The following is a 24429-nucleotide window of genomic DNA, read 5'->3' as shown; positions in this document are numbered from 1 at the left end:
GTCCGGACTGTCTCGAGAACCACCATGGATATGCCGACCGTCGCGATCGTCGGGAGGCCGAACGTCGGCAAGTCGACCCTGTTCAACCGCCTCGTGGGCAAGAAGCTCGCGCTGGTCGACGACCGCCCGGGCGTGACCCGCGACCGGCGCGAGGGCGACGTCGCGTTCGGCGGCCTCCAGTTCCGGGTGATCGACACCGCCGGCCTGGAAGAGGCCGACGAGAAGACCCTCACGGGCCGGATGCGGATGCAGACCGAGGCGGCGATCCTCGCCGCCGACGTGGTCCTGTTCGTGATCGACGCCCGCGCCGGCGTGCTTCCGGCCGACCAGCCCTTCGCCGAGCTGGTGCGCCGCGCCGGCTGCCCGGTGATCCTGATCGCCAACAAGGCCGAGGGCGGCGCCGGCCTCGCCGGCGCCTACGAGGCCTTCACCCTCGGGCTCGGCGACCCGATCCCGTTCTCCGCCGAGCACGGCGAGGGCCTGGGCGAGCTGCACGAGGCGCTCAAGGGCGCCCTGCCCCAGCGCGACGAGGACGAGGAGGCCGACGACGACGCCCCCGGCGGCCGCGCCCTGAAGGTCGCGATCGTGGGCCGCCCGAATGCCGGCAAGTCGACCCTGATCAACAACATGCTCGGTGAGGACCGGCTGCTCGTCGGCCCCGAGGCCGGCATCACCCGCGACTCGATCTCCCTGGACTGGGAGTGGCGCGGGCGGCGGATCAAGCTGCACGACACCGCCGGGATGCGCCGCCGCGCCCGGATCGACGACAAGCTGGAGAAGCTCGCGGTCTCGGACGGCCTGCGCGCGGTGCGCTTCGCCGAGGTGGTGGTGGTGCTCCTCGACGCGACGATCCCGTTCGAGAAGCAGGACCTCACCATCGTCGACCTCGTCGAGAGCGAGGGCCGCGCCCTGGTGATCGGCCTCAACAAGTGGGATCTGGTCGCCGACCAGCCGGGCCTGCTCAAGCAGCTCCGCGAGGATTGCACCCGGCTGCTGCCGCAGGTGCGCGGCGTCGGTGTCGTGCCGCTCTCGGGTCTCGCCGGCGACGGCGTCGACAAGCTGATGCAGGCGGTGGTGCAGGCCGCCGAGGTCTGGGACCGGCGCGTCTCGACCTCGCGCATCAATGACTGGCTGAACGAGGCCACCTCCCGCAACCCGCCGCCGGCGGTGTCGGGCCGGCGGATCAAGATCCGCTACGCTACCCAGGTGAAGAGCCGGCCACCGCACTTCGCGCTGTTCGGCAACCAGCTCAACGCCCTGCCGAAATCCTACACGCGCTACCTCGTGAACGGCCTGCGCGAGGCGTTCGACCTGCCGGGCACGCCGATCCGCCTGTCCCTGCGCACCTCGCAGAACCCGTTCGACAAGGGCTGATCCGAGCTCCTGTCGTCCTTGCGAGCGGAGCGAAGCAACCCAGTGTCGCGCCGCGCTGGTCGAGGTCGCGGCACCCCGGGTCACGTCGCTCCGCTCGTGATGACGGCGCGGATGCGGCAGTGCTCAGCGCGCCGCGTCGGCGATCCAGTCCACCGCGGCCGCCAGCGCGGCGCGCTCGTCCTGATCCGCGGCGAGCGCGGCCTCGTAGGCCGCGATCTGCCCGTCCGCGCTGGTCCCCTCGGCCACGATCGCCCGCGCGCGGGCCACGTCCGCCGCGCAGCCGAGAGCGTCCGCGTCCTCGGCCACCAGCGTGAGCACCGCCTCCAGCGCCTCGGCGAACGGCACGGCCTCGCCGCGCGCCTCGTCGATCAGGGACGCGGCGACGCCGCTGTGCTGGGCGCGCCAGAGATTCTCCGAGGCCAGCGCCCGCGAGACGCCGTCGAGCCCGGCATGGAGGTCCGGCCGGCGCGCGCACAGGCGCACGAGGCAGCGGAACAGCGCGGCGACGCAGAGCGAATCGTCGAGGCGCGTGCAGGCGTCGACGATGCGCAGCTCCAGGGTCGGGAACTTGATGGAGGGCCGCAGCGACCACCACAGGAAGCTCGCGTCCGCGATGGCGCCCGACCGGGTCATGATGGCGACGAACCGCGCGTGGGCGTCCGAGTCAGTGAACAGTTCCGGCAGGCCGGTGCGCGGCAATTCCCCGAAGACGCTGAGCCGGTAGGCCCGCAGGCCCGTCGCCTCGCCCTGCCAGAACGGCGAGGAGGCCGACAGCGCGAGCAGCAGCGGCTGGAACGGCAGCAGCCGGTTCATCAGGTCGACCCGGGCGTCGGGGTCCGGAACCTCGACGTGGACGTGCATGCCGCAGATCAGGGCCCGCCGCGCCGCGATGCCGACATCCGACAGGATGCCCTTGTAGCGCGCGCCGTCGGTGGCGGTCTGGCGCGACCAGCGCGCCAGGGGGTGCGTGCCGCAGGCCAGCAGCCGCAGGCCGTTCTCGGCCGCGATCCCGGCGAGCTGCCGCCGCTGGCCGCCGAGATTCTCCCGGGCGGCCGCCGCGTCAGTGAGCGGCGGCGTGCAGACCTCGACCTGCGCGGCGACCAGCTCGCGGCCCGTCTCGGGGAGCTCCGCCTTGACCCGCGCGTGGAAGGCGGCGAGGTCGCCCCGCGGCGTCCCCCGGGTCTCGGCATCGGCCAGGAAGTACTCCTCCTCGATGCCGAAGCGGTAGCTCGGGGTGCTCATCGTGATCTCCGGAAAACGCGACGCGTGCGCGCCAACGCGCCGGCGGGGACGAAGGTGCCGCTCAGGGCGTCCGCAGCGGCCCGCCGACCAGCCAAGCGGGGTCGAACCAGCGGTCGGCCTCGCCGTCGTAGGGCAGGCGCGTGATGTCCCAGTTCTGGATGTACCGCGCGTAGACGTTCCACACCGCGATCCCGCCGCCGACGAAGATCCGCCGCCCGGGATAGCGCTTGAGCACCGCCTCCGGATCCTCGTGGCTGCGGATCACGTCGATCGTGCGGTCCTTGAAGGCGAATTCGGGCACCGAGGCCACGGTCTTCGGCCCGGCGATCAGCACGTGGCCCATGGTGAGGGCGAAGAAGCGCGTGACGTCCTCCACGAAGAGCGGGTCGGTGTTGCCCTCCCAGGGCAGGTGGCCGTTGAGGCCGAGCTGGCCTCGCAGGCCGATCGCGCAGATGCAGCGGACGTCGATCATCGTGATGAACTCAGAGAGGAAGATCAGGCCCGTCCTATACAACCCCTCATCCCGAGATGCCCGCGCGAGCGGACCGCGAAGGAGGGCGCCAGGGATCGCGCGACCTCCGGGCCGTTCTCTCGAGGCCTCCGCTTCGCTCCGGCACCTCAGGATGAGGCAGGCGGTGGGATGTGCGTTCGAATAACAGCGCAGGGGCTCACTCGGGTGCGCGGAAACTCAGCACCCGGTCGGTGGGGAAATCGTAGAGCTTGCCGGTCTCGGTCCAGTCCGGGGACGCGAGCCGCACGAAATGGGGCGCGAGCTCCTCGGGCGTCCGGAGGGTCTCGGGGTCCTCGCCGGGCATGGCCGAGCGGCGCATGCCGGTCCGCAGGGGGCCGGGATTGAGCAGCATGGCCCGGATCGCCGCGCTCTCGTTCTCGGCCGCGTAGGTCCGCACCAGGGCCTCCAGCGCCGCCTTCGAGACCGAGTAGGGCCCCCAGTAGGGCCGGCACTTCGAGGCGGCCCCCGACGAGACGAAGATCGCCCGGCCGGCGTCCGACATGCGCAGCAGCGGGTCGAGGGAGCGGATCAGGCGCCAGTTGGCGGTGACGTTCACGTCCATCACCTGCCCCCAGATCTTCGGGGTGATGTGGCCGATCGGCATGAGCGCGCCGAGGATGCCGGCATTGGCGACCAGGATGTCGAGGCGCTTCCAGCGCTCGTTGATCGCCGCGCCCAGGCGGTCGATCGCGTCGTAGTCGGCGAGGTCGAACGGCACCAGGGTGGCGCTGGAGCCGGCCGCCCGGACGGCGTCGTCGAGCTCCTCGAGGGCGCCCACGGTCCGGGCCACCGCGATGACGTGCGCGCCGGCCCCGGCCAGCGCCAGGGCGGCGGCGCGCCCGATGCCGCGGGACGCGCCGGTGACGACCGCGACGCGGCCTTCCAGGGGTCTTTGGGAGTCAGCCATGGGGAGCACGTAGCGCATTCCCGCGCCAAGGGTCGAGGAGTCCGGTTTCAAATGGCCAGTAGCCGGGCCCTTTCGACCACTTTCGGTCGATGGCCCCGACCCGCGTCTTTGCGAGCGCAGCGAAGCAATCCAGGCGGCGCCATGCTCACCGATGTTGCGCTACCCTGGATTGCTTCGCTCCGCTCGCAAAGACGGCTGTGCCGAAGCCGTGTCTCTGCTTTGCCGGTCGCGCCCTTCCGGAGAGGCTCAGTCGGCCTCGGCCAGCATGGCGAAGCGCTTCGGGCCGGCGATGGACAGGTCGGTCAGGCCGGTCGGGTAGTCGCCCGTGAAGCAGTGGTCGGTGTATTGCGGGCAGGCCGCGTTGCGCGCCTCCTCGCCCATCGCCCGGTAGAGGCCGGGAATCGACAGGAAGGCCAGCGAATCGGCGCCGATATACTTGCGCATGGCCTCGAGATCGTGGGTCGCGGCGAGCAGCTTCTCCCGCTCGGGCGTGTCGATCCCGTAGAAGTCCGGGTAGGTGATCGGCGGAGAGGCGATCCGGAAATGGACCTCCGCGGCGCCGGCCTCGCGCATCATCCGGACGATCTTCACCGAGGTCGTGCCGCGCACGAGGCTGTCGTCCACGAGGACGATGCTTTTGCCCTCGATCGCCGCGCGGTTGGCCGAGTGCTTCATCCGGACGCCGAGCTCGCGCACCGACTGGGTCGGCTGGATGAAGGTCCGGCCGACATAGTGGTTGCGGATGATGCCCATCTCGAACGGGATCCCGGTCTCCTGCGAGAAGCCGAGCGCCGCCGGCACGCCGGAATCCGGCACCGGCACGACGATGTCGGCGGGCGCCGCGGCCTCGCGGGCCAGCTCCCGGCCGATCGCCTTGCGCACCGCGTAGACGCTCTTGCCGTTCACCACCGAGTCCGGCCGGGCGAAGTAGATGTACTCGAAGATGCAGGGCCGCATCGGCACGGCGTCGGCGAAGCGGATCGACTCGATCCCCTCCTCGGAGATCACCACGATCTCGCCGTTCTCGATGTCGCGCACGAAGCGGGCGCCGATGATGTCGAGCGCGCAGGTCTCGGAGGCCAGCATGTAGCGGCCGTCGAGCTCGCCCAGCACCAGCGGGCGGATGCCCAGCGGGTCGCGGGCGCCGATCAGCTTCTTGTTGGTCAGCGCCACGATCGCGTAGGCGCCCTGGATCGCCTGCAGGGCGTCGATGAAGCGCTCGATGATCCGCGGCTTCCGCGAGCGGGCCGCGAGGTGCAGGATCACCTCGGTGTCGGAGGTCGACTGCGTGATCGCGCCGTCGCGCACGAGGTCGCGGCGGATCGACAGGGCGTTGGTGAGGTTGCCGTTGTGGGCGACCGCGAGGCCGCCGCTGGCGAGCTCCGCGAAGAGCGGCTGGACGTTGCGCAGGATCGTGCCGCCGGTGGTCGAGTAGCGCACGTGCCCGATGGCGGCGCGGCCCTTGAGGCGGGCGATCGTGTCGCCGTCGGAGAAGGAATCGCCGACGAGGCCGGGGCGGCGCTCGGAGTGGAAGACGGAGCCGTCGAAGGAGACGATGCCGGCCGCCTCCTGGCCCCGGTGCTGCAGGGCGTGCAGGCCCAGCGCGACGATCGCGGAGGCGTCCGGATGGCCGAAGATCCCGAAGACCCCGCACTCCTCGCGCAGCGTGTCGCCGTCGAGGTCGAGATCGAAGGTGTCGGTGGTGGCGGCGGCGTGTGACATGGGGCTGTCGATCACTCACAGATCCCGGCGGCGACGGGCCGGCGCGCCGGTCGTCGCGGAAGCAATCCGTACACCACCGGAACCGCTATCTAGGCGTTCCGCGCGATGAGACCTACGGCGAATACCGCAGATCAGCGTCGCGTCGGGGTCGGCGCGGTCTCGGTCCGGCGCTGCGGCGCGGCGTCGGTCTCGGCCGGTGCGTCGGCGGAGTCGCTCGGCGGCGCGCCGGTCTTCGGCTTCTTGAACTGCTTGAGGAAGCCTTCCGGATTCTCGGGCAGCTGCGCCACCAGGGCGTCTCCGGACTTCTCCAGCATCGGGCGCGTGCGGGCCTGGGCGGCCCAGTCCGGCACCTTGCCCTGCACCAGCCAGGACAGGAACACCCAGCCGATCACGCAGATCAGGAAGCCGCGGGCCGCGCCGAACAGGAAGCCGAGGGAGCGGTCGACCGCGCCGATCCGCGAGTCGAGCACGACGTCGGAGATCTTCACCGTGATGATGGACACGATGATCAGGGTGCCGAGGAAGATCGCCGCGATCGACGCCACCAGCGCCACGGTGTCGCTGTTCACGTGCTGCTTCACGGTGGGCAGCAGCATGGGGTGGAGCGTCCACGCGACGGCGGCAGCCGCCACCCAGGCGACGATCGCCAGGACCTCGCGGGTCACACCACGCACGGCCGCGAGCAGCGCGGAGACCGCGACGATGCCGAGCACGGCGAGATCCAGGACGGTAAACGGCATCGTTGAGCTTTTTGGTACCCGCGGGGATGGCGCGTCGGCCGTGCGGCTCCCCCGGACCGCGGCGGATTTATACCAAGCCCGACCTCGGCCGTCACCCTGGCGCGCCCGCCTGATCGCGCGCCTGTGCCGTCCATGCATCAGACCGTGCATCGGACGCGCCGATCACCGTGGCGCGACCCGCCGCGCGGAATGCTCGGCTCCACCCGGGCACCGTCCCGGTGCTATGGGTCGCGCCCGGGGTCCGGTCCGCGCGTCCGGACTCCCGGTGGCGAATGGATGGAGGCGTTCCGCGTGTCCGAGGCCGGACCTGTGACGGAGATCGGCGCCCACGGCGCCCGGCTGACGATCGACCTCGGGGCGATCGCGGCCAACTGGCGGTTCCTGGCGGCCCGCGGCGCGGGCGTCGACTGCGCCGCCGTGGTGAAGGCCGATGCCTACGGCTGCGGCGTCGGCCGCGTCGGGCCGGCCCTGTGGGCCGCCGGCTGCCGGACCTTCTTCGTCGCGCACCTGTCCGAGGGCGTCGCCGCCCGGGCCGCCCTGCCGGACGCCGCGATCTACGTCCTGAACGGTCTGCCCCCGGGCGCCGCGGCGGCCTTCGCGGCCCACGGTCTGCGCCCGGTGCTCGGCAGCGTCGAGGAGCTGTCGGACTGGGCGGCGTTCCCGGGGAACCGCCCGCCCGCGGCGCTGCACGTCGATACCGGCATGAACCGGCTCGGCCTGTCGGTGCCCGAGGCGCTGGACCTCGCCGGGGACGCGCGGATCGCGGCCGCCGGGATCGACCTGCTGCTCAGCCACTTCGTCAGCGCCGAGAAGCCGGAGGACCCGGTCAACGCCCGTCAGATCGCCGATTTCGCGCGGGTCCGGGCGGCCTATCCCGGGCTCCGGGCCTCGCTGGCGAACTCGTCGGGCATCTTCCTCGACGGGGCCCGGCACGACCTGCTGCGGCCGGGCTACGCCCTGTTCGGCGGCAACCCGACGCCGGGCGCCGCGAACCCGATGCGCCCGGTGGTGCGGCTGGAGGCGGCGATCGTGCAGGTGCGCGGCGTCGCGGCCGGCGCCACCGCGGGCTACAACGGCCGCTGGACCGCCGCCGCGCCGAGCCGGCTGGCGACCCTCTCGCTCGGTTACGCCGACGGCCTCCCCCGGGCGATCAGCGAGCGAGGCCAGGCGCTGGTCGGCGGCGTGCCGTGCCCGATCCTGGGCCTCGTCTCCATGGACCTGATCATCCTCGACGTCACGGCGGCGCCCGCGGCCCGGCGCGGGGCGGAGGCGGTGCTGATCGGCGACAGCCTCGACATCGACGCGGTCGGCCGCGCCGCCGGCACGATCGGCTACGAGATCCTGACCGGGCTGGGTTCTCGGTATGTTCGAACTTATGTAGGCTGACGCGACTCCACCCTGACACGCCGGACCGCCGGCGCCCGGACCCGTATGGCCAAGATCCACCAGACCTTCGTCTGCCAGTCCTGCGGGGCGGTCTACAACCGCTGGCGCGGGCGCTGCGAGGCCTGCAACGGCTGGAACACGATCGTCGAGGAGGCGCCCTCGGCCCCCGGCCAGTCCGGGCCGGCGGCGACCCGGCCGTCGCGCAACCGCGGCCGGGTCTTCCCCCTCGAGGGCCTGACCGGCGAGGCCAAGGAGGCGCCGCGCATCCCCTCGGGGATCGGCGAGCTCGACCGGGTGACCGGCGGCGGCTTCGTGCGCGGCTCGGTGATCCTGCTCGGCGGCGATCCCGGCATCGGCAAGTCGACCCTGCTGATGCAGGCCTCGGCCGCCATGGCGGGCACGGGCGAGCGGGTCGCCTACATCTCGGGCGAGGAGGCGGTCGGGCAGGTGCGCCTGCGGGCCGAGCGACTGGGCCTGAGCGCGCGCCCGGTCCAGCTCGCCGCCGAGACCAACGTCGAGGACATCGTCGAGACCCTGAGCCAGGGGCGCCCGCCCGCGCTGGCGATCATCGACTCGATCCAGACCATGTGGACCGAGACGGTGGAATCGGCCCCCGGCACGGTCACGCAGGTCCGCTCCTCGGCCCAGGCGCTGATTCGCTTCGCCAAGACCACCGGCACGGCGGTGATCCTGGTCGGCCACGTCACCAAGGACGGGCAGATCGCCGGCCCGCGGGTGGTGGAGCACATGGTCGACGCGGTCGCCTCCTTCGAGGGCGACCAGGGCCACCATTTCCGCATCCTGCGCGCCGTGAAGAATCGGTTCGGGCCGACCGACGAGATCGGCGTGTTCGAGATGACCGACGCCGGCCTCAGCGAGGTGCCGAACCCGTCGGCGCTGTTCCTGGCCGGCCGCGACCACCAGGCGGCGGGCACCGCGGTCTTCGCCGGCATGGAGGGCACGCGGCCGCTGCTGGTGGAGATCCAGGCGCTGGTGGCGCCCTCGTCGCTCGGCATGCCCCGGCGCGCCGTGGTCGGCTGGGACCCGAACCGGCTGTCGATGGTGCTCGCCGTGCTGGAAGCCCACGGCGGCATCCGGCTCGGCAGCCACGACGTCTATTTGAATGTTGCCGGAGGCTTGCGCATCACCGAGCCGGCAGCGGATCTGGCGGTGGCGGCAGCGCTGGTCTCGTCGCTGTCGGGGGCCGTGCTGCCGCCCGAGACGGTCTATTTCGGCGAGATCGGCCTGTCGGGGGCGATCCGGCCCGTAGCGCAGGCCGGCTCCCGGCTGAAGGAGGCGCAGAAGCTCGGCTTCGCCAAGGCGCTGATCCCGCAGGGCCGCGGCGAGGGCGAGAAGGCGCTCTCCGTGGAGACGCTGCGCCACATCGCCGACCTGGTGGCGGGCATCAGCGCGGGCGCGCCGCGGCGGGGATCCGGCCAGCGCGGGCGGCAGCCGGCCCGCTACGCCGACGAGGAGATGTGAGCGCGTCCGTCCTTGCGAGCGGAGCGAAGCAATCCAGGGATGCGCTACGGTCGGGAAGGGCCCGTTGCCCTGGGTTGCTTCGCTGCGCTCGCTAGGACGGAGGCGGTCAGCCCCCCGTCACGCTCATGTGCCGCGGCACGGCGGCCGGGCGCTGGCGCTCGATGACGAAGTCGTGGCCCTTGGGCTTGCGGGTGATCGCCTCTACCACCGCCGCGGCCAGCACCGCGTCGTCCTGGGAGGCGCGCAGGACCGCGCGCAGGTCGGCCGAATCCTCCTGGCCGAGGCACATGTAGAGCTGGCCCGTGCAGGTCAGGCGAACCCGGTTGCAGCTCTCGCAGAAATTGTGGGTCAGCGGCGTGATGAAGCCGAGCTTCCCGCCGGTTTCCTCGACCCGCACGTAGCGCGCCGGGCCGCCGGTGCGGTCGGGCAGCGGCGTGAGGGTGTAGCGGGTCTCCAGGCGCTGCCGGGCCACCGACAGGGGCAGGAACTGGTCGGTCCGGTCGGCCTCGATCTCGCCGAGCGGCATGACCTCGATCAGCGTCATGTCCATGCCGAGGCCGTGGGCCCAGGCGATCATGCCGGGGATCTCGTCGGCGTTGACGTCGCGCAGCGCCACCGCGTTGATCTTCACCTTCATCCCGGCGGCCCGCGCCGCCGCGATGCCGTCGAGCACCACCTTGAGGTCGCCGCGGCGGGTGATCGCCCGGAACTTGTCCGGGTCGAGGGTGTCGAGGGAGACGTTGATCCGGCGCACGCCGAGGCTCGCCAGCTCGTCGGCGTAGCGCGTGAGCTGCGTGCCGTTGGTGGTGAGCGTCAGCTCCTCCAGCGCCCCCGAATCGAGGTGGCGCGAGAGCCGGCGGAACAGGTGCATGATGTCCCGGCGCACGAGCGGCTCGCCGCCCGTGATCCGGAGCTTGCGCACGCCGCGGGCGATGAACACGCCGCAGAGCCGGTCCAGCTCCTCCAGGGTCAGCAGGTCGCGCTTGGGCAGGAACTCCATGTGCTCGGACATGCAGTAGGCGCAGCGCAGGTCGCAGCGATCCGTCACCGAGATGCGCAGGTACGAGATCGCCCGCTGGAACGGGTCGATCAGCGGCGCCGGCCCGGCGGTCGCGCCGAGAGCGGACGTCTGCGGCGTCAGGGAGCTGTCATCGAGCATCGTCCGGCATATGATGCCACCGGCGGTCGCGGGCAAGCCGATCCCGCGCCGCAGCCCCAGATTGCGTGAGGAGTGTGACCCGTGACCGAGGATCTGTGGCCGACCGAGATCCGCCTGTCGGCCGACCGGCGGGTGCTCAGCGTCGCCTTCGAGGACGGTGCGCGCTACGCCCTGCCGGCCGAGTACCTGCGCGTGTCGAGCCCCTCGGCCGAGGTGCAGGGCCACTCGCCGCAGGAGCGGAAGGTGATCGGCGGCAAGCGCGCCGTGGCGATCCTGGCGGTGGAGCCGGTCGGCAACTACGCGGTGAAGCTCGGCTTCGACGACATGCACGACACCGGCATCTACGGCTGGGGCTACCTCCACACCCTGGGCCGCGAGTACGAGACGCGCTGGAACACCTATCTCGGCGAGCTCGCCGAGCGCGGCCTGGACCGCGAGACCGCGCGCACCGCCCCGGTGAAGCAGGGCGGGGGCTGCGGGTCGGGCTCGTGCGGCTGCCACTGAGGGCAGCTGCTCCCGCTTACCCCGGCCCCGAGCCTCGTCTTTGCGAGCGGAGCGAAGCAATTCAGAGTGGCGCCACGATTTTCGGCGTCGCGCACCCCTGGGTCGCTTCGCTGCGCTCGCGATGACGGCGTCGAGCCGCTGAGTGGGCCGGCGGCTTGCATCGCGCACCCGTCAGCCCACCACCTTCGGAGCCGCCATGGCCTTCGCCTGCACCATCCCCGCGACGCCCACGATCCAGCAGGACGACGCCGCCGTGCGCATCACCCGCTGGGACTTCCCGCCCGGCGGCGTGACCGGCTGGCACGAGCACGGCTGGCCCTACTTCGTGGTGATGCTGGTGGACGGGATCCTGCGCGTCCACGACGGCGCGGCGGTCAGCGAGACGGCCCTCGCGGCCGGGCAATCCTACATGCGCCCGGCGGGCATTCGGCACGACGTGATGAACGGGTCCGACCACCCGATCGCGTTCGTCGAGATCGAGGTGAAGCGTCCGGACGCGCTGGTGACCCTGCCCTGATCCGGTTTCCGTTTGAACGCTTCGGTTGATGTGCCTATCCCGTCATCACGAGCGAAGCGAAGTGACCCAGGGCAGCGCGACCTCTGCAGGCGTGGCGCCGCTGGATTGCTTCGCTCCGCTCGCAAAGACGGCCGCGCCGAAGCCATCAACCGGAAACCCTACGAAACGCGAACAGGGCCGACCTCGCGGCCGGCCCCCTCGTCGAAGCTCCGAAAAGGAATCAGCGCTGGACGATGACCTTCGTGCCGACCTTGGCGCGGGTGTAGAGGTCCGTCACGTCGTCGTTGGTCATGCGGATGCAGCCCGACGAGACGGCCGTGCCGATCGTCTCCGGCTCGTTGGAGCCGTGAATGCGGTAGATCGAGCCGCCGAGATACATGGCGCGGGCGCCGAGCGGGTTCTCGAGGCCGCCCTTCATGTAGCGCGGCAGGTCGGGCCGGCGCTTCAGCATGGTCGACGGCGGGCGCCAATCCGGCCACTCGCGCTTCATCGTGATGGTCTGCACACCGCCCCAGGTGAAGCCCGGCCGGCCGACGCCGACGCCGTAGCGCAGGGCCTGGCCGCCGCCGAGCACGTAGTAGAGCCGCCGCTCGGCGGTGGAGACGACGATCGTGCCGGCGCCGTAGGGGCCGTTATAGGCCACCGTCTCGCGCGGGATCGCCGACATCTGCGGGACCGCCGCGTCGGCGTTCAGCGGGTCGGCGGGGTTCAGGGAGGCGTTGGCCACCGGCACCGCGACGGTCTCGACGGCCTGCGGGCGGACGCGCACGGTGAGCGCGTCGTTCAGCGGCTGGCGGGTCAGCGGGTCGATCTCGTAGGCCAGTGCCGGCGCGGCGCAGGCGGCCGCGCCGAGAAGCCCGATCAGGGCGGGGAGAAAACGACGCATCAAAGCCTCTCGGGGCAGGCGCGGACTATGGCGGGAACGCGGCGAAGACCGCGGCACGATGCCGTGCCGATCCTCGCCAAGGGGTAAACGCTCGCGCCTCAAATCCAAGCCTGAAACCGCCCGGCCGGGGCGGTTCCGCCTGCCCGTGACTCGATGGCAACACTGTGGCAGCTTGGCCGTAAGAGCCAGGATGACGGGCGCGGATCCGCGCGTTCGCGCTCCCCGTCAGGCCTCGTCGGCGGCGAGCCAGATCGCCGGCTCGCGCGCGGCCGGGCGGAGGGGGGCCGGCGCGGCGGGCAGGCCGCGCAGCTGGGCGAGTTCGGCGAGCTCCGGCGCCTGCGCGGTGTCGTCGGCGTTCAGGAACAGGCCCCGCGCCCGGGCGGCGCGGCCGAGATCGGCCCGGCTGGTCCAGACGCTCTGGGCCGGGCTCGTGAGCAGCGCCAGGGCGATCGGCGCCAGCCAGAGGGCGAGCCACGGGTTCCCGACGAGGACCAGGGCGAGCACCATCAGCGCGCCTACCACCACGGCGTCGGCCTGGAGCCGGAACGCCTCCGCCCAGGAGACCTGCCGGTCGTCCCGGTCCTGCGTCTCCCAGCGGACCACCCGGCCGAAGAAGGTCGAGACCACGGCGCCGGCGGTGAACAGGGTCAGGACCGGCCACAGGATCACCCACACCGCCTGCTCCAGGGCGGCGCTCGCGAGCAGCGCCCGCGCGCCGCCGAAGGCCGCCCGGCGCTCCGCGGAGGCGAGGACGTGGCCGAGGCTCAGGAGCTTCGGCAGGGCCAGCACGGCGACGCTGAGGGCGGCGAGCGCGTGGGCGGCGGCGCCCTGCCCGGTCAGACCGTAGGCCAGGAGGCCGAGATCGCCGGTCCGGGCGGCCTGCCACGCGGCGAGGCCCAGGAAGGCGATCCAGAGCGGCAGCACCCCGTACGAGAGGATGCCGACGAGGAGGTGCCAGCGGCTCGCGCCGTGAAGGCCCGCCCAGGGCAGCACCCGCAGGTGCTGGAGGTTGCCCTGGCACCAGCGGCGCTCGCGGCCGAGCAGGTCGACGAGGTTGGTGGGCATCTCCTCCCAGGTGCCGCCCATCTCGGGCAGCAGCCGCACCTCCCAGCCGGCGCGCACCATCAGCGCGCCCTCGACGATGTCGTGGCACAGGATCTCGCCGCCGAGCGGCTCCCGGCCCGGGAGCTTCGGGAGCTGCGCGTTCTCCGCGAAGGCCTCGACCCGCAGGATCGCGTTGTGGCCCCAGTAGCTGCCCTCCGGGCCCTGCCAGGTCTCCAGGCAGCGCAGGGCCAGCGGCGCGTAGAGCCGGACGGCGAATTGCTGGATGCGCGCGAAGAGCGTGTCCCGGCCGGCCGCGTACGAGACGGTCTGGATCAGGCCGGTGCGCGGGCTCGCCTGCATCAGCCCGACGAGCCGGCCCATGGCCGCGCCGGTCATCAGGCTGTCGGCGTCCAGCACGATCATGAAGGCGTACTCGCCGCCGTAGGTGCGGCAGAACTCGCCGATATTGCCGGCCTTGCGGCCGACATTCTCCGTCCGGCGCCGGTAGCGGATCCGCGGCAGCGCCGGGTCGGAGGCCGCCCAGGCCTGGATGCGGGCGTACTCGTGCTCCTCCACGGCGGCGATCGCGCCGTCCCGTGTGTCGGAGAGGACGAAGATGTCGATGCCCCGCGCCTCGGCGCGGGCGAGCGACCGGGCCATCACCCGCAGGCGGGCGAAGACCGCGACCGCGTCCTCGGCGTGGATCGCCACCACGGCGGCGGTGCGTCCGGCCCCGGCCGGCACGGCGCCCGCCTGCTCGGAGCGGCGCTCCAGCGCGGACTTCGCCCGGTCGCCCAGGAGGGCCGCGACGAACCCGTAGACGTACTGGCAGGCGACGAAGGCCTGCCAGCCCATCACGAGGCCGAACAGCACCAGGACCGCCCAGGCCAGCGGGCTGACACCCGCCGGGTAGGCGAGCGCGGCGAGCCAGACGAGGCCGCCGGCGGTGGCGAGGCTCGGGACGGCCAGGGCGAGGCGGCGGGCGCGCAGGGCGCCGCGCGGCGCGTCGGTCCAGACCTCGCGGCAGGCTGCGTTCTCCGACGGATCGGGTATGGCGGGAGCCGCGTTCCGGTGCGACCGCTCGGCGGAGGAGGTGACGCGTGACGACATGGCGCGAGGAACTCGACCGTGGAAGGCTGCCGGCCGCCCGGCCGTGCGGGGCCGGGAACCGATGACCGTGGATACCGATGTGCGGGGTGAGGATACGGAGCCGACCCGGCAGCCCAGGCCGCCGGAAGCCGAACGGATCAATCCCCCCTCCCGGCGCCGCGTTCTTCGAACAGTCCTGGCCGCGGCTGCCGGCACGGTTCTACCTAGCGCGACGGATCTGAATGGGTCCAGAACGTGGGCCGGGCCGGCGCTTCCGCCGCAGGGCGACGCGATGACCTTCGAGACCCTCTCGGCCGAGGCGGCGCGGCGCGCCGCAGCGCCCTACGCCCCGCCGCCCGAGGACCTGCCGCCGGCGCTCGCCGCCCTCGACTACGACGGCTACCGGGCGATCACCTTCCGGCCGGACGCGGGCCTGCGGCTCGGCGCGCATTTCAGCGCCCAGCTGTTCCACCGCGGCTTCCTGCAGCGCCGGCGCGTGGCGCTGCACCTCCAGCCGCTCCGGGGGCCCGCGCGGCCGATCCCCTACGACACGGGGCTGTTCGACCTGGGCACGCGGCTCGCCGGCCAGGGCTTCCCGGCGGATCTCGGCTTCGCGGGCTTCCGCCTGCACTACGCCTTCCCGGACACGCCCGCCTGGCGGCCGAAGGGTTTCCAGGAGGAGTTCCTCGTCTTCCTGGGCGCCTCCTACTTCCGCCTGCGCGCGGCCAACCAGGAATACGGGCTCTCGGCCCGGGGCCTCGCCATCGGCACCGGCGCGCCGGAGGGTGAGGAATTTCCCGACTTCGTGGCCCACTGGATCTGCGAGCCGGAGCCGGAGGCGCGCACCCTCACGGTGCTCTCCCTCCTCGACAGCCCGAGCGTGGCCGGCGCCTACCGGTTCGAGATCGCGCCCGGCGACCCGGCCCGGATCGCCGTCACGGCAGCGCTCCACCCGCGCCGGGCGCTCCCGAAGCTCGGGCTGGCGCCGCTCACCAGCATGTTCCTGTACGGCCAGAATGGGCCCGGGGCCCGGGGCGCCAAGCCGTTCGACGATTTCCGGCCGCAGGTGCACGATTCCGACGGGCTCTGCGTCGCGGCCGGGGCCGACCCGGCGCGGATCGACCGGATCTGGCGCCCCCTGGTCAACGGGCGGGCGCAGCCGCAGATCTCCGCCTTCGCGGCCCGGCCGCTCGCCGGCTTCGGGCTGCTGCAGCGGGAGCGGAGCTTCGCGGCCTACCTCGACGTGGAGGCGCGCCACGAGGCGCGGCCGGGCCTGTGGGTGGCGCCGGATTCCGCCGGGGGCGCCTTCGCGGACGGCGCCGTGCAGCTCTTCGAGATCCCGTCGGGCGAGGAGTACTTGGACAACATCGTGGCGGCCTTCGTGCCGGCGGCCCCGGCGCAGCCCGGCGCGCCGCTGCACGTCAGCTACGGGCTGACCACGGTGGGGGCCGAGCCCGTGCCGGCGATCCCGGAGACCGCCCTCGCCCGGGTGACGTCGACGCGGCTCGGCTCGGCGGAGCGCCTGCGCCCGTCGAACCCGCCCGACCCGCGGCGGCGGCTCTGCGTCATCGACTTCGAGGGTCCGGGCCTGCCGAAGGGTCCCGACGACGCGGTCGCCGCGGAGGTCTCGGCCAGCGCCGGCACGCTGCACGATCCGGTGGCCAACTTCGTGCCGCAGACCGGAGGCTGGCGGATCTACGTCGAGTGGCGCCCGCCGGAGCCGGTGCCGCCGGGCGACGTCGTGCTGCGCGCCCGGCTGGTCCGCGGAACCGTCCCCCTCAGCGAGACCTGGGACGCCGCCGTCTAGGCTCCGTCATCGCGTCGCCGCGCTCGCGAAGACGGCGTGTCTCAGGCGGTCCGGCGCTCCTGCTCCAGGCGCCGGGCCAGGCGGGTGGCGCCGTAGACCTCGCTCAGGCGGCGGCGGGCCGCGCTGACCGGCGGGGCCTGCCGCTCGTCGTGGGCGGCCGCGATGACGCGCAGGGCGGCGGCGACCGAACGCTCCAGGCGACGCTCGGCCTGGACGGCCGCGTCCCGATGATGGTCCAGCATGTGATGATCCCTCGTGCTGCGCCGTCTCCACCCTCTGGCGGGGCGGTCGCCGGCAGCGCCGACAGATTTCACATCCGGCTTGACGGTATCAAGGCAGCTTGGCCGTGGGCCGCCGAACGTCCTTACCGCAGCTCCTCGTGCCACGTCCGGCCGTCGCGCTCGATCAGCGCGATGGCGGCGGTCGGGCCCCAGCTCCCGGCCGGGTAGGGCCGCGGCGCCTCGGGCCGGTCGGCCCAGGCCTTGAGCACGCCGTCCGCCCAGGCCCAGGCCGCCTCGACCTCGTCGCGGCGCATGAACAGCGTCGCGTTGCCGCGGACCACGTCCATCAGCAGGCGCTCGTAGGCGTCGGGGTAGCGCTGCTTGAAGGTCTCCTCGAAGGAGATGTCGAGGTCGGTCGGGCGCAGCCGCAGGCCGCCGGGCCCCGGATCCTTGGTCATCACCTCGAGCTTCATGCCCTCCTGCGGCTGCAGGCGGATCACGAGGCGGTTGGGCTCGCGGCCGAAGGCCTCCTCGGGGAAGATCGAGAACGGCGAGGCGCGGAACTGCACCACGATCTCGGAGAGCTTCTGGGGCAGGCGCTTGCCGGTGCGCAGGTAGAACGGCACCCCGGCCCACCGCCCGGACTGGATCTCGACCTTCATGGCCACGAAGGTCTCGGTCCGGCTCTCGTGGCCGAGCTCGGCGAGGTAGCCCTCGACCGGTTTGCCGTCGACGGCGCCCGCCACGTACTGGCCGCGCACCGTCACCAGCGGGATGTCCTGGCTGGTGATCGGCTTCAGGGCGCGCAGCACCTTGAGCTTCTCGTCGCGGACGGAGTTCGCCTCGAGATTGAGCGGGCTCTCCATGGCGGTGAGGCAGAGGAGCTGCAGGATGTGGTTCTGCAGCATGTCGCGCATCGCGCCCGACGTGTCGTAGTAGCCGGCCCGGCCCTCGACCCCCACCGTCTCGGCGACCGTGATCTGGACGTGGTCGATCACGTCGGAGGTCCAGAGCCGCTCGAAGATCGTGTTGGCGAAGCGGAGCGAGAGCAGGTTCTGGACCGTCTCCTTGCCGAGATAGTGGTCGATCCGGAAGATCTGCGATTCGGGGAAGACCTCGCCGACCGCGTCGTTGATCGCCCGGGCCGATTTCAGGTCCTTGCCGATCGGCTTCTCCAGCACGACGCGGGACTTCTCGCCGACGAGCCCGTGGGCGGCGAGGTTGCGGCAGATCGAGCCGTAGAGGTCGGGCGAGGTGGCGAGGTAGTAGGGCCGGACCTGGTCGGGCCGCTCGTCGAGCTTGGCGACGAGGTCGGTCCAGCCGCTGTCGCCGGCCCCGTCCACCGCGACGTAGTCGACGTGGTCGAGGAAGCGGTGGAGCATGTCGTCGGACAGGTCGGCCGCCGGCACGAAGCGCTTGAGCGCGTCGCGGGCGTGCTCGCGGAAGGCGTCGAGGGACAGTTCCGAGCGCGAGGCGCCGATGATCCGGCTGGTCTCGGGGATCTGGCCGTCGCGGAATCGGTAGAACAGGGCCGGCAGGAGCTTGCGCGCGGTCAGATCGCCGGTAGCGCCGAACACGACGCAGTCGAAGGAAGCGACGGGGATGATCGTGGCCAAGTGCGGCTCCCGGGTGTCGTGCGCTGGTCTCGTGCGGCGGCTGCGTCGCACTGACCTAGCCCGTGTGCAAGGGCTTCGCCAGACGAGGGGCGCAGGCCAGCGCTGTCCGGTTCAGGGGGCGGCCGGGACAGATCCGGGCAAGTCCACGCTGCCACGCTCCGTCCTTGCGAGCGCAGCGAAGCAACCCAGGGCAGCGCGGCGGCGCCGAAGGACAGCACGATGCGCGAGCCGGCCGTCTACATTATGGCGAGCCGCCGCAACGGCACGCTCTACACCGGCGTGACCTCGGACCTCGCACGGCGGGTCCACGAGCACCGGGAGGGGCTGCTTCCCGGTTTCACGAGCCGCTACGCTTGCCAACGCCTCGTCTGGTACGAGCGCTATCCCACGATGAATGAGGCCATCACCCGCGAGAAGCAGATCAAGGCGGGCTCACGGAAGAAGAAGCTCGCCCTGATCGAGGCGATGAATCCGGACTGGAACGACCTGTATCCCGATCTCGCGTGAACGGGTCCGGCGTCGCGGATCCCTGGATTGCTTCGCTGCGCTCGCAAAGACGGCGTTGTCTGGCTCATCGCGGCCCCCCAGGCCGCCTTCACACACTCCGTCATCACGAGCGGAGCGAAGTGACCCAGGGCAGCGCGAGGCCGCGCGGGTCACCCCGCCATGTACCGCTTGAACGCCTCGGCGTAGTCCGGATGCCAGCGCGAGAGGGCGGGCCGGTTCTCGACGATGTCGCCGGACGCCCAGGCGATCCGCTTCGCGTCCTGGGCGCGGGTGGTCTCGTTGTCCGGGCAGAGGATGTAGAAATCGCCGGCGGCGAGCCGGTCCAGCAGGAAGGCCACGGTCTCGTCGGGCGTCCAGGCCCCGGCGGGCTTCTCCGCGACGCCGCGGGCCTTCGTGAGGCCCGTGTAGACGAAGCCCGGGATCAGCAGGTGGGCCGTGGTGTGGCAGCCCTCCCGGTTGCGCAGCTCGTGGGCGAGCGCCTCGGTGACCGCCTTCACGCCCGCCTTCGAGACGTTGTAGGGCGCGTTGCCCGGCGGGGTGGTGATGCCCTGCTTCGAACCCGTGACGATGATCGCCCCGGGCTTGCCGCCCTCGATCATGCCGGGCGCGAAGGCGTGGATGCCGTTGACCACGCCGCCGAGATTGGTGCCCAGGATCCGCGTCCAGGTGTCGGCGTCGGAGAACAGTTTTCCGCCGGCCTCGATCCCGGCATTCAGCATCACCAGGGCGGGCGGCCCGCCCTTGGAGACGGCGGTCGCCAGGGCCTCGACGGCGCCCCGGTCCGACACGTCGGTGGGCACGGCGCGCACCTCGACGGCGGCGAGTTCGGCGACGGCGGCCCGGGCCGCGTCCAGGGCCGGCCCCGGCAGGTCGGCGAGCCAGACGTTCATGCCGGCCCGGGCGAAGGCCTGCGCGGCGGCGAGCCCGATGCCGCTCGCAGCCCCGGTGACGACCGCGCTGCGACCGGGGCTGATCGCGGGGTGCTGGCTCATGACGGATCCTCGGCTGACGGGCGCCCATCAGATGGGGCGCCCCGGGCGGAAGGCGAGTTCGCGCCGCAGTCCCGCGCCGCCCCGGCAGAACCAGCGGATCGCCGCCGCGGCGGCTTCTGCTAGGGTGGCGGGCACGTCACGGAACGAAGCACCCGGATGCCCCCTCTCCCGCACCGCCGGTCGATCCTCGCCGGCGCGGCCGCCCTCGGCCTCGCCGGCGCGGCGCGCGCGGCCGGCCCGGCGGGGTTCGGTCCCCTCGGCCGGCCGTCCTGGTCGGCCGACAGCCTCCAGGCCGCCGCGGCCGCCAAGGGCCTGACATACGGCTGCGAGGTGCCGTTCCACCGCTTCGACGCGACGCCCGCCTACCGGCAGGCGGTGGCGCGGGAATGCGGCATCCTCGTCTGCGGCACCGAGATGAAGATGGAGGAGGTCCTGCCGGCGCCGGGCAAGACCGACTTCGCCCGCGGCGACGCCATCCTGCGCTTCGCGAGGGGAAACGGCCAGCGCATGCGCGGCCACACGCTCGTCTGGCACGCGGCGCTGCCGCCCTGGGTCGGACCGCTGCTCGGCCGGGCGAGCGCCGTCCAGGCCGAGGACTTCATGCGGCGCTGGATCGAGACGGTGGCGGGCCATTACCGCGGCCAGATCGTCGCCTGGGACGTGGTCAACGAGATCCTCGGCAACGAGTCCGACCCAGACCGCGGCGGCGGCCTGCGCGACTCGCCCTGGCTCGCCGCGATCGGGCCCGGCTACGTCGACCTCGCCTTCCGGATCCTGCACGAGACCGACCCCGCGGCGGCCGGCACGTGGAACGAGGACGCGGTGGAGCAGGGCGCGCCCTGGATGGAGGCCAAGCGCACCAAGGTCCTGCGCCGCCTGGAGGCGATGCGGTCCCGGGGCGTGCCGATCCGGCGCTTCGGGCTGCAATCGCACCTCACCAGCACGATCCCGATCGACCAGGGCCAGCTGCGGCGCTTCCTGCGGGAGATCGGCCAGATGGGCCTCGGCATCGAGATCACCGAGCTCGACATCGACGACCGCGCCTTCCCGTCCGACGTGGCGACCCGCGACCGGATGGTGGCCGATTACGCCCGCCGCTACCTCGACGTGGTGCTGGACGAGCCCGCCTGCCTCGACGTCCTGACCTGGGACATCTACGACCCGGACACGTGGCTGAACGACCACCCCTACCGCAAGCGGCCCGACGGCCTGCCGCAGCGGGCGCTGCCGCTCGACGCGCAGTTCCGGCGCAAGCCCCTGTGGCACGCGATGAAGGCGGCCTTCGAGGCCGCGCCCGATCACAGGGCCGCCCGCGAGAAGCTCAGGCGGGCGTGACGCCGGCCCGGCGGCCGTCCTCGGCCAGGCTCGGCTCCGGCGGCCGGTCCGCCAGGAGCCGGCGGCGGAGGCGCGCGCAGGGGCGCTCGACGAGGCCGTAAATCCCCCAGCACCACAGCAGGGTCACCGGGAAGGCCGCCAGCATCAGGCCGACGCCGTGCAGCCCGGGCCGCAGGTGCAGCACCAGGGCCACCACGGTCATGTGCGCGAGGTAGAAGCTGTAGGACCAGAGACCGAGCCGGCGCATCGGCCGGCTGGCCAGCAGCCGCACCAGAGGTCCCTCGCCGTGCAGCAGGTACGCGAAGGGCACGAACAGGGCGGCGCTCTGGAGCGTGTAGCGCAGACTCTCCCGGAAGGCGGGATCGCGGACCGCCAGGGTCCCGAGGATCACCGCGAGGCTCGCCGCGACGTGCCAGGGCGCGGGGCGCCACGCGCGGTCGGCCGGGATCACCGGGTTGTTCCACAGCCCGAGGCAGCACCCGAACAGGATCGCGTCGATCCGGGTGTGGGTCCAGCTGTAGTTCAGGCTGTAATCCGGCAGCCGCCAGACGTTGACACACCGGATCGCCAGCACGGCCGCGCAGAGCCCCAGGCAGGCCAGGGCCGCGCGGCGCGGCCGCAGGCGCCCGAGCCAGAGCAGGAAGACCAGCGGGAAGACGAGGTAGAAGTGCTCCTCGATGGCGAGGCTCCAGAGCGGCACCGGCAGCACCGCCTCGGTGCCGAACAGGCCGGGATAGTTCGTCAGGAAGGTCGCCTGCCCGAGGACCGCCGCCGGCGCGACCGGCATCCAGTCGAGCCACCCCGCCGCGTAGAGCGCGCCGGAGGCGAGCAGGGTCAGGTACATGGGCGGCAGGATGCGCAGGCTCCGCCGGAGGTAGAAGGCGGGAAGCGACACCGTTCCGGTCCGCGCCCGCTCGATCCGCAGGAGCGTGGTGATCAGGTAGCCGCTGAGGAAGAAGAAGACGGTCACGCCGAAGCCGCCCGGCACCACGTGGCCGTAGCCGCAATGGGCCGCGAACACGATCAGGATGGCGAGCGCCCGCACCCCGTCGAGCTGCGGCAGGTAGGGCATCGTCCTCGGGATCGGATCACCGGAATCCGGCATGCTGGGGACCGATCTCCTGTCCGGGCCTGGGCAGCCGTGGCGGCCCGGCCACGCGGTGTCCGACGGAACGCTTCGATGAAGGTGTCCTACTCCGTCATCGCGGGCGGAGCGAAGTGACCCGGGGCAGCGCGACGACGGGCGGCGTCGCGCCGTCTGGATCGCTTCGCTCCGCGCGCAAAGACGTGGGCGCCGGAGCCAGCAACGCATGAATGTATGAGCGCGACGTTCACGCCGACCGACATCCGCGCCGTCACGCGCGGAGGAGTCAATTGCGGGATCGTGAATCCCGATCCTGCCAGCTTTCAGGGTCGGAGGAGATTGGTAACCACGCCGGCCCATCATCCGGCCCGGTCGCGCCGCCTGAGCGCGTCGGGAGTGTTGCGTATGGTCCCGGTCCAGCCCCGCCGTCACGCCCGCCCGCACGCCGCGCTGGGTGCGGGCCTGTCCCTGCTGGCCCTGCTCGGAGCGCCCGGCGTCGCCCTGGCGCAGGGGACCGGCGCGGCGCAGGGCGGCCCCGCGCCGGTGCCGCCGCTCGCCGCGCCGGTCGCGGTGCCGCCCGCCGCGGGCGAGACCGCGAGGAGCCAGGAGCCCCGCGCACCGGAGGCGAAGGGTGAGGCGAAGGGCGCGGCCGGCAAGCCGGCGGAGGCCAAGCGGGCCGACACCAGGCCGGCCGAGACCAGGCCGGCCGAGCCCCGGGCGACCGAGGCCGCGCCGGAGTCAGTCCCGGCGCAGGGCAAGGCGCAGGATGCCAGGGCGCAGGACGCGAAGGCACAGGACGCGAAGGCCCAGGACAGCAAGGCGTCGGAGAGCAAGGCGTCCGACGCCCGATCGGCCGAGACCAAGTCCCAGCCGGCCAAGCCTCAGGAAGCGGCGAAGAGGTCCCGCGAGCCGGCGCCGCTGGTCTACGCCAAGGTCTCCGCCGACCCGAACCCGACGCTGACGCCGCGGACGTTCCTCGACACGCTCCGGGCGGCCGAGCGCTACGCGGCCTTCGCGGAGGCCGGGGGCTGGGAGCGGCTGCCAGACGATCTCGCGCGCCTCAAGCCCGGCGAGCGCCACCCGGCGATCCCCGCCTTGCGCCACCACCTGACGCTGACCGGCGACCTGCCGGCGGATGCCCCCCCGAACGACCGCCTCGACCCGCCCCTGGTGGCGGCGATCGCGGCGTTCCAGGCCCGTCACGGCCTGCCCGACAGCGGTATCCTTGGCCGGCTCACGATCAACGCGCTCAACGTGCCGGCCGCGGTGCGCCAGCGTCAGCTCGCCGCCTCCGCGGCCCGGCTGATGGGCTCGAAATTCCCGTTCGGCGAGCGCTACGTGGTGGTCAACATCCCGTCCGCCGCCGTGGAGGCGGTGGAGAACGGCGCCGTGACGCGCCGCTACGTCGCGGTGGTCGGCTCCCCCGACAAGGCGACGCCGTCCGTCGAGACGCGGATCACCGACATCAACTTCAACCCGACCTGGACCGTCCCCGCCTCGGTGGTGAAGAACGAGATCATCCCGGCGATGCGCAAGAACCCGGGCTACCTCGCCAAGAACCGCATCCGGATCCTGGGCCCGGCGGGCGAGGTCGACCCGACCCGGATCGACTGGGCGGGCCAGAAGGCCGTCAACTACACGCTGCGCCAGGATTCCGGCCTCGACAATTCGCTGGGCCAGGTGCGGATCGACATGCCGAACCGCTTTGCCGTCTACATGCACGATACGCCGGCGAAGTCGCTCTTCGCCGCGAGCGTGCGCTTCCACAGCCACGGCTGCGTCCGGGTCGGACAGGTGAAGGAGCTGGTCGGCTGGCTGCTGCAGGGCACGGACGGCCCCAACGGGCCCGGCACGAACTGGGGGCCGATCGAGATCGAGACCGGCATCGCCGACGGCGAGCGCCGCGACATCAAGCTCACCAAGCCGATCCCGGTCACCTTCGTGTACCTCACCGGCTTCGCCACGCCGGACGGGAAGGCGCATTTCCGCGACGACATCTACAACCTCGACACGCCGGCGCCCGAGCCCGCCGCCACCGGCGCGATCCCGCCCGCGGCGGGCGCGGACGCCGCGAAGCCGGCCCCCGCCCCCGCGCCGGTCCCGCCCCGGCCCGGTGCGGCCCACGACGCGAAGCCGGCTCCCGCGCGGGCTGCCGCGGCCAAGCCCGCGACGGTCGGACCTCCGCCGGTCAGGCCCGCACCGGCGAAGCCGTCGCCGGAGCGGCCCGCCACCGAGCACCGCAGTTTGGAATCCGTCGAACCTATCCGCTAAAGCCAACCCAGCCATGCGATTCTCGGCACGCCG

At 72.6% G+C, this 24429-nt stretch carries 21 protein-coding genes; 9 read left to right on the top strand and 12 right to left on the bottom strand.

The window, feature by feature from the left end; translation table 11 throughout:
* Positions 1 to 24: 24 nt before the first annotated feature.
* Complete coding sequence (gene der, locus C4T42_RS21605; RefSeq protein WP_020093798.1) at positions 25 to 1374, top strand: ribosome biogenesis GTPase Der; 1350 nt, start codon at positions 25 to 27, stop codon at positions 1372 to 1374.
* 123 nt (positions 1375 to 1497) lie between these two features.
* Here der and C4T42_RS21600 read toward each other — a convergent pair whose 3' ends face one another.
* From C4T42_RS21600 to C4T42_RS21580, 5 genes are all read right to left on the bottom strand, one after another.
* Entirely contained in the window at positions 1498 to 2616 is a 1119-nt protein-coding gene (locus tag C4T42_RS21600; RefSeq protein ID WP_020093799.1) for a carboxylate-amine ligase, read from the bottom strand.
* A gap of 61 nt (positions 2617 to 2677) precedes the next feature.
* The gene (locus C4T42_RS21595; RefSeq protein WP_012320823.1) at positions 2678 to 3088 is read right to left on the bottom strand and encodes a dihydrofolate reductase; all 411 of its coding nucleotides are present in this window, start codon (positions 3086 to 3088) and stop codon (positions 2678 to 2680) included.
* 196 nt (positions 3089 to 3284) lie between these two features.
* Positions 3285 to 4034 (bottom strand): SDR family NAD(P)-dependent oxidoreductase, encoded by a 750-nt coding sequence (locus C4T42_RS21590; protein WP_026605024.1) that lies wholly within the window; start codon positions 4032 to 4034, stop codon positions 3285 to 3287.
* Between the two features lie 246 nt (positions 4035 to 4280).
* Positions 4281 to 5756: an amidophosphoribosyltransferase gene (gene purF / locus C4T42_RS21585; RefSeq protein ID WP_026605025.1), complete on the bottom strand. Its 1476-nt coding sequence runs from the start codon at positions 5754 to 5756 to the stop codon at positions 4281 to 4283.
* Between the two features lie 131 nt (positions 5757 to 5887).
* Positions 5888 to 6496 carry a CvpA family protein gene (locus tag C4T42_RS21580; protein WP_020093803.1) on the bottom strand — a complete coding sequence of 203 codons (609 nt, stop codon included), beginning with the start codon at positions 6494 to 6496 and terminating at the stop codon, positions 5888 to 5890.
* A 276-nt stretch (positions 6497 to 6772) separates the two neighbouring features.
* On the opposite strand from C4T42_RS21580, the gene alr reads away from it, so the two are divergent.
* On the top strand, positions 6773 to 7882 hold the full coding sequence (alr, locus tag C4T42_RS21575; RefSeq protein ID WP_020093804.1) for an alanine racemase: 1110 nt from the start codon (positions 6773 to 6775) through the stop codon (positions 7880 to 7882).
* A 45-nt stretch (positions 7883 to 7927) separates the two neighbouring features.
* Positions 7928 to 9364: a DNA repair protein RadA gene (gene radA, locus C4T42_RS21570; protein ID WP_020093805.1), complete on the top strand. Its 1437-nt coding sequence runs from the start codon at positions 7928 to 7930 to the stop codon at positions 9362 to 9364.
* A gap of 106 nt (positions 9365 to 9470) precedes the next feature.
* On the opposite strand, the gene moaA is transcribed toward radA, so the two are convergent.
* Entirely contained in the window at positions 9471 to 10523 is a 1053-nt protein-coding gene (gene moaA / locus C4T42_RS21565) for a GTP 3',8-cyclase MoaA (protein WP_020093806.1), read from the bottom strand.
* 81 nt (positions 10524 to 10604) lie between these two features.
* Between moaA and C4T42_RS21560 the strand changes: the two genes are divergently transcribed.
* Together C4T42_RS21560 and C4T42_RS21555 are read left to right on the top strand one after the other, a co-directional pair.
* Positions 10605 to 11027, top strand: a complete 423-nt coding sequence (locus tag C4T42_RS21560) for a DUF971 domain-containing protein (RefSeq protein ID WP_020093807.1) — start codon at positions 10605 to 10607, stop codon at positions 11025 to 11027.
* 196 nt (positions 11028 to 11223) lie between these two features.
* Positions 11224 to 11544: a cupin domain-containing protein gene (locus C4T42_RS21555; protein ID WP_020093808.1), complete on the top strand. Its 321-nt coding sequence runs from the start codon at positions 11224 to 11226 to the stop codon at positions 11542 to 11544.
* Positions 11545 to 11764: 220 nt separating this feature from the next.
* Here C4T42_RS21555 and C4T42_RS21550 read toward each other — a convergent pair whose 3' ends face one another.
* Positions 11765 to 12430 carry a L,D-transpeptidase gene (locus C4T42_RS21550; RefSeq protein ID WP_020093809.1) on the bottom strand — a complete coding sequence of 222 codons (666 nt, stop codon included), beginning with the start codon at positions 12428 to 12430 and terminating at the stop codon, positions 11765 to 11767.
* A gap of 225 nt (positions 12431 to 12655) precedes the next feature.
* Complete coding sequence (gene mdoH, locus C4T42_RS21545) at positions 12656 to 14584, bottom strand: glucans biosynthesis glucosyltransferase MdoH (RefSeq protein ID WP_020093810.1); 1929 nt, start codon at positions 14582 to 14584, stop codon at positions 12656 to 12658.
* 271 nt (positions 14585 to 14855) lie between these two features.
* Between mdoH and C4T42_RS21540 the strand changes: the two genes are divergently transcribed.
* A complete protein-coding gene (locus C4T42_RS21540) occupies positions 14856 to 16370 on the top strand; it encodes a glucan biosynthesis protein (RefSeq protein WP_103985851.1) in 1515 nt (504 codons plus the stop codon).
* A 41-nt stretch (positions 16371 to 16411) separates the two neighbouring features.
* Here C4T42_RS21540 and C4T42_RS21535 read toward each other — a convergent pair whose 3' ends face one another.
* The gene (locus C4T42_RS21535; RefSeq protein ID WP_020093812.1) at positions 16412 to 16612 is read right to left on the bottom strand and encodes a hypothetical protein; all 201 of its coding nucleotides are present in this window, start codon (positions 16610 to 16612) and stop codon (positions 16412 to 16414) included.
* A gap of 122 nt (positions 16613 to 16734) precedes the next feature.
* Positions 16735 to 18207: a glucose-6-phosphate dehydrogenase gene (gene zwf, locus C4T42_RS21530; RefSeq protein ID WP_020093813.1), complete on the bottom strand. Its 1473-nt coding sequence runs from the start codon at positions 18205 to 18207 to the stop codon at positions 16735 to 16737.
* A 219-nt stretch (positions 18208 to 18426) separates the two neighbouring features.
* Between zwf and C4T42_RS21525 the strand changes: the two genes are divergently transcribed.
* Positions 18427 to 18714 carry a GIY-YIG nuclease family protein gene (locus C4T42_RS21525; RefSeq protein ID WP_020093814.1) on the top strand — a complete coding sequence of 96 codons (288 nt, stop codon included), beginning with the start codon at positions 18427 to 18429 and terminating at the stop codon, positions 18712 to 18714.
* A gap of 149 nt (positions 18715 to 18863) precedes the next feature.
* On the opposite strand, the gene C4T42_RS21520 is transcribed toward C4T42_RS21525, so the two are convergent.
* Positions 18864 to 19706 (bottom strand): SDR family NAD(P)-dependent oxidoreductase, encoded by an 843-nt coding sequence (locus C4T42_RS21520; protein ID WP_020093815.1) that lies wholly within the window; start codon positions 19704 to 19706, stop codon positions 18864 to 18866.
* A gap of 156 nt (positions 19707 to 19862) precedes the next feature.
* Here C4T42_RS21520 and C4T42_RS21515 point away from each other — a divergent pair, with 156 nt between their 5' ends.
* The gene (locus C4T42_RS21515; RefSeq protein WP_103985850.1) at positions 19863 to 21041 is read left to right on the top strand and encodes an endo-1,4-beta-xylanase; all 1179 of its coding nucleotides are present in this window, start codon (positions 19863 to 19865) and stop codon (positions 21039 to 21041) included.
* Here the strand turns inward: C4T42_RS21515 and C4T42_RS21510 are convergent.
* Positions 21028 to 22146, bottom strand: coding sequence for an acyltransferase (locus C4T42_RS21510; protein ID WP_020093817.1), 1119 nt, complete (start codon positions 22144 to 22146; stop codon positions 21028 to 21030). The genes C4T42_RS21515 and C4T42_RS21510 overlap by 14 nt on opposite strands.
* A gap of 384 nt (positions 22147 to 22530) precedes the next feature.
* Here C4T42_RS21510 and C4T42_RS21505 point away from each other — a divergent pair, with 384 nt between their 5' ends.
* Positions 22531 to 24396 (top strand): L,D-transpeptidase family protein, encoded by a 1866-nt coding sequence (locus C4T42_RS21505; protein ID WP_020093818.1) that lies wholly within the window; start codon positions 22531 to 22533, stop codon positions 24394 to 24396.
* Positions 24397 to 24429 lie beyond the last annotated feature (33 nt).

This window comes from Methylobacterium sp. 190mf, from assembly GCF_900107945.1.
In the GTDB taxonomy this organism is placed as follows: Bacteria; Pseudomonadota; Alphaproteobacteria; order Rhizobiales; family Beijerinckiaceae; genus Methylobacterium.
The sequence above is the reverse complement of the archived record's forward strand: the minus strand, read 5'-3'. Positions and strand labels throughout refer to the sequence as shown.

Coding starts and splice junctions, on each gene's coding strand:
- der (WP_020093798.1), top strand. CDS start 25: ATGGATATGCCGACCGTCGCGATCGTCGGGAGGCCGAACGTCGGCAAG.
- C4T42_RS21600 (WP_020093799.1), bottom strand. CDS start 2,616: ATGAGCACCCCGAGCTACCGCTTCGGCATCGAGGAGGAGTACTTCCTG.
- C4T42_RS21595 (WP_012320823.1), bottom strand. CDS start 3,088: ATGATCGACGTCCGCTGCATCTGCGCGATCGGCCTGCGAGGCCAGCTC.
- C4T42_RS21590 (WP_026605024.1), bottom strand. CDS start 4,034: ATGGCTGACTCCCAAAGACCCCTGGAAGGCCGCGTCGCGGTCGTCACC.
- purF (WP_026605025.1), bottom strand. CDS start 5,756: ATGTCACACGCCGCCGCCACCACCGACACCTTCGATCTCGACCTCGAC.
- C4T42_RS21580 (WP_020093803.1), bottom strand. CDS start 6,496: ATGCCGTTTACCGTCCTGGATCTCGCCGTGCTCGGCATCGTCGCGGTC.
- alr (WP_020093804.1), top strand. CDS start 6,773: ATGGAGGCGTTCCGCGTGTCCGAGGCCGGACCTGTGACGGAGATCGGC.
- radA (WP_020093805.1), top strand. CDS start 7,928: ATGGCCAAGATCCACCAGACCTTCGTCTGCCAGTCCTGCGGGGCGGTC.
- moaA (WP_020093806.1), bottom strand. CDS start 10,523: ATGCTCGATGACAGCTCCCTGACGCCGCAGACGTCCGCTCTCGGCGCG.
- C4T42_RS21555 (WP_020093808.1), top strand. CDS start 11,224: ATGGCCTTCGCCTGCACCATCCCCGCGACGCCCACGATCCAGCAGGAC.
- C4T42_RS21550 (WP_020093809.1), bottom strand. CDS start 12,430: ATGCGTCGTTTTCTCCCCGCCCTGATCGGGCTTCTCGGCGCGGCCGCC.
- mdoH (WP_020093810.1), bottom strand. CDS start 14,584: ATGTCGTCACGCGTCACCTCCTCCGCCGAGCGGTCGCACCGGAACGCG.
- C4T42_RS21540 (WP_103985851.1), top strand. CDS start 14,856: ATGACCTTCGAGACCCTCTCGGCCGAGGCGGCGCGGCGCGCCGCAGCG.
- C4T42_RS21535 (WP_020093812.1), bottom strand. CDS start 16,612: ATGCTGGACCATCATCGGGACGCGGCCGTCCAGGCCGAGCGTCGCCTG.
- C4T42_RS21525 (WP_020093814.1), top strand. CDS start 18,427: ATGCGCGAGCCGGCCGTCTACATTATGGCGAGCCGCCGCAACGGCACG.
- C4T42_RS21520 (WP_020093815.1), bottom strand. CDS start 19,706: ATGAGCCAGCACCCCGCGATCAGCCCCGGTCGCAGCGCGGTCGTCACC.
- C4T42_RS21515 (WP_103985850.1), top strand. CDS start 19,863: ATGCCCCCTCTCCCGCACCGCCGGTCGATCCTCGCCGGCGCGGCCGCC.
- C4T42_RS21510 (WP_020093817.1), bottom strand. CDS start 22,146: ATGCCGGATTCCGGTGATCCGATCCCGAGGACGATGCCCTACCTGCCG.
- C4T42_RS21505 (WP_020093818.1), top strand. CDS start 22,531: ATGGTCCCGGTCCAGCCCCGCCGTCACGCCCGCCCGCACGCCGCGCTG.